We start from the raw sequence: 2,497 nt of genomic DNA on the forward strand, positions 1-2,497 counted from the left end.
GCGACGGCGGCCGCCATCGCCGGCTGTGCCGTACTGATCACCGGTGGGGGAGCGGGCGGCGCCGACGCCGGCGGGATCGCGCTCGCCCTGCTCGGCGGCATGCTGTACGCGTTCTACGCGGTGACGGCGGCGCGGGCGATCGGCGCCGGCATGGCGTCGGACGCGGTCATGGGCACGCTGTTCGGCGTCGCCGGGTTGATCATGCTGCCCGTACTCGTCGCCACCGGCCCGGGGTGGCTGGCCGAGCCGCGCGGGCTGCTCACCGCTCTCTATCTGGGCTGCGCCACCACCGCCCTCGCCTACGTCCTGTACGGCAGGGGGCTGCGCACGACCCCGGTGGCCACCGCCGCCACGCTCGCCCTGGCCGAACCCGCGGTGGCGGCGATCCTCGGCCTCGTCGTGCTGCACGAGCATCTGTCGGCGATCTCCTGGGGAGGGCTCGTGCTGCTCGCCGCGAGCCTGGTGGTCGTGGCGTTGCCCGACCGGAGGCGCGACCCGGCGGCTCAGGTCCCGGTCACCCTAAGCTCGTCAGCGTGACATCCCTCCGCCCGGTCTCCACCGTGCAGGCCCTGGCCGCCGCGCTCCGCGAGCGCGTGCTCTCCGGGGACATCGGCCCCGGCGCGTTCCTCCCCGAGCAGGAGCTCTCGGCACGGTACGGCGTGGCCCGGCCCACGGTGCGCGAGGCCCTCGCCGTCCTCGTCCACGAAGGGCTCCTCAGGCGCGAGCGCAACCGCAGCGCGTACGTTCCCGAGGTCACGTCGGCGGACCTCGCCGATCTGATGTACGTGCGCCGCCCGCTTGAGGACCTGATGGCGCAGGCGGTCGCGGGCCGCCGGGTCGCCGCGGCGGACGCCGCGCTCGACCGGCTGGGAAGCCTGCCGCCCGACGCGCCGTGGGCGGCGGTGGTCGCCGAGCACATGGCGCTGCACGAGGCGCTCGTCGTGGCCGCGGGCAGCCCTCGCCTGGAACGTCTGTACGGCGTGCTCGCCGCCGAGACCCGCCTCGGCCTGGTACGGCTCCGCGACGTCTACCCCGACAGGGACGAACTGGTGGCGGAGCACCGCGAACTCCTGGAGATCATCGCCACGGGACCGGAGGACGCGGCACGGGAGGCCGTCCGGGAGCATCTTCACTGGCGCGAAACGTAACCGCTCTTGCACGGAGTGGGGGGATGTCGTCACAATCGCGCCCATGCACGGCAACGCAGTGCCGGAGTCCATGCCGGAGTCCATGCCGGAGTCCTATGTGTACGTCACGGAAGAAGGCGTGACCCGTCACTACGCCGACGGCAGCGTCGAGGCCCTCGCGTGGGAGGACGTCGTCGAGGTGCGGGTGGGCGGCCTCGCCGACCAGCGTGACCACCGTGACCACCGCGCCGACCACCGCGCCGACCACCGTGACCACCGCGCCGACCAGTCCCGCGACCAACGCCCCGACCAGCACGGAGACAGGCACGGGGACGGGCACGCCGACGTCCTGATCGTCCTGCTCGACCGTGACGGCGAGGGGTGCGTCGTCCCCCGGTCGGCGACCGACGCGTCCTTCCTGGCCCGCCTGAGATACCTGCCCGACTTCGACCTCGACCGGCTCAGCTCCGCCGTCGAGGCGGCGAGTGACGGTTACGTCGTCGTCTGGCGCAGCCCCGATCCCCCTTCACCGCTTCCCGACCTCGAATACGACTAGCTCGTCGTCACAGGGGCGCGATCACACCGGACGATTTCCAGCGTTTTGATGCTGACTGTCGTGGTGTGAAGACGATCCGGGGTGGTTCGCCATGTGATGCCGCTTTGTCATGATCTTGGATAATCTGTCGGCCAGTACGGCCCTCACCATCCGGGCGGGGGCGGCCGAGAACACGGTCGATCCGTGGAACGGAGATCGTTCCCGGCGACCGAAGGATCACCATGAGCGACACGCGGAGTCGGCGGACCAGTCCGAGCAGAAACCGGCCGGCGAAAGCCGGCCTGGCGTTCGCCATCCTCAGCGTCGCGGCGATCGGGAACTTCTTCACTGGCATCGCGTGGCTGAATCCCGGCGTCTTCGTCGGCATGGCGATGCTCTTCGCCCTCCTCGCGATCGGCGTCGGACATGTCGGCCGCTACCGGGGGCGAAGTCTGGACGGCGACGGACGCGGGATGGCGTTGCTGAGCATCGTGCTCGGCTGGCTGATGCTCTTCGTCTGCGTGATCGCGATCGTCGCCCTGATGGGGCTCATCGCAGGACTGGCCGTGATCGCGGACAGCGTCTGAAAAGCCGCCACGACGCCGCCGTTCCGCTGTGCCGACCCTTGCTGACACGCGAAGGCCCGCGTCTCGGGCGAGACGCGGGCCTTCGCGGTGAAGCGGTGAAGCGATGAAGCGGTGGATCCGGGGACCCGTGAACTAGTTGATCCGCCAGGTGTCGCCACCGAGGAGCAGGTCGGCGAGCTGACCCTTGCCCTTGTCGGCGGTGGCCTGCTCGAGCTGCTCGCTCATGAGCGTGTCATACGCCGGGCGGT

At 70.9% G+C, this 2,497-nt stretch carries 4 protein-coding genes; all 4 read left to right on the forward strand.

Annotation, left to right across the window (positions count from 1 at the left end):
• The coding region (locus tag IMZ11_RS42040; RefSeq protein WP_228649094.1) for an EamA family transporter at positions 1-537 on the forward strand (537 nt) is incomplete at its 5' end.
• Positions 534-1,148, forward strand: a complete 615-nt coding sequence (locus IMZ11_RS42045; RefSeq protein ID WP_228649096.1) for a GntR family transcriptional regulator — start codon at positions 534-536, stop codon at positions 1,146-1,148. The genes IMZ11_RS42040 and IMZ11_RS42045, both read left to right, overlap by 4 nt.
• A gap of 43 nt (positions 1,149-1,191) precedes the next feature.
• Positions 1,192-1,683, forward strand: a complete 492-nt coding sequence (locus IMZ11_RS42050; protein ID WP_228649098.1) for a hypothetical protein — start codon at positions 1,192-1,194, stop codon at positions 1,681-1,683.
• A 221-nt stretch (positions 1,684-1,904) separates the two neighbouring features.
• Entirely contained in the window at positions 1,905-2,249 is a 345-nt protein-coding gene (locus IMZ11_RS42055; RefSeq protein ID WP_228649100.1) for a hypothetical protein, read from the forward strand.
• Positions 2,250-2,497: the final 248 nt, after the last annotated feature.

Origin of the sequence: Microtetraspora sp. AC03309, from assembly GCF_020826795.1 — a bacterium.
GTDB classification, from domain to species: Bacteria; Actinomycetota; Actinomycetes; order Streptosporangiales; family Streptosporangiaceae; genus Microtetraspora; species Microtetraspora glauca.